This is a genomic window from Streptomyces sp. LS1784 (assembly GCF_020103755.1).
Lineage (GTDB): Bacteria > Actinomycetota > Actinomycetes > Streptomycetales > Streptomycetaceae > Kitasatospora.
The window spans coordinates 1-1,133 of sequence record NZ_JAHSQD010001107.1; the positions used below are offsets into that span (position 1 = coordinate 1).

Annotated in this window: 1 protein-coding gene; it reads left to right on the forward strand. The window is 75.8% G+C overall.

Annotated features, from left to right (window positions below; all coding sequences use genetic code 11):
* Positions 1 to 1,133: AMP-binding protein (locus KS423_RS45965; RefSeq protein ID WP_224285585.1), on the forward strand; the 1,133-nt coding region annotated here is incomplete at both ends.

Consider the following 1,133-nt stretch of genomic DNA (forward strand, 5'->3'; position numbering starts at 1 on the left):
GGCCCCTGGCGGCCGGGCGGCGGTCGCGCTGGGCCGGGGCACCGAGGTGTACGTGGCGTTGCTGGCCGTGCTGAAGTCGGGCGCGGCGTTCGTTCCGCTGGAGCCCACCGCGCCGGACCCGCTGCTGCGGCACGTGCTGGCGGACGCCGCGCCGGACGTGGTGGTGACCGAGGAGCGCCACCGGGTGCGGCTGGCGGACGCCGGCGGGGCGCGGCTGGTCTGCGTCGACACGGCCGACCCCGCGAAGACACCGTTCGAGCCGCCCGAGGTCTCCACCACCGACCTCGCCTGTGTCTTCTACACCTCCGGCTCCACCGGCCTGCCCACCGGCGCGCTGATCGAGCACCGCAACCTGCTGGCCGCGTACGAGGGCTGGCGCGAGGTGTACGGGCTCACCGCCGAGGACCGGATCCTGCAGACCGCGAGCCTGGAGTTCGACGTCTTCACTGCCGACTGGGTCCGGACCCTCGGCACCGGCGCCACCCTGGTCGTCACCCCGTTCAACCTCACCCTGGACCGCACCGCCGACCTCGGAGCGCTGCCCGCCCTGGTCGCGGCCGAGCGGATCACCGTCCTGGAACTGAACGTCCGCACCGCGCGCCGGCTGACCACGCTCCTGGCACGGACCGGCAGCGGGCTGCCCGGGGTGCGGCTGCTCACCGTCGGCGCCGAGAAGTGGTACCTGGACGAGCAGTCGGGCCTGCAGCGGCTGCTCGGCGAGCGGACCAGGGTGCTGAACGTCTACGGCCTGGCCGAGGCCACCGTGGACAGCACCTGGTTCGACGCCCGGGGCGCGGCCGCCGCCGACGGCGCCGAACGGGTCTCGCTGGTCGGCCGACCCTTCCCCGGCACCCGGGTGTACGTGCTGGGGCCTGACAGCACGCCGCTGCAACACGGGCGGCTCGGCGAGATCGCGATCGGCGGCGCCGGGCTGGCCCGCGGCTACCTGAACCGGCCCGAGGAGACCGCGCGCCGCTTCGTCCCGGCGGACTTCGACCCGGACGGGCGGGTGCTGCTGACCGGCGACCTCGGGAGGCTGCGGGCGGACGGCGTACTGGAGTTCACGGCCCGGGCGGCGAGCGTGGTCGGCCCGCTCGGCGCGGAGCGGGCGACCACGGCGCTGGCGCGGGTGC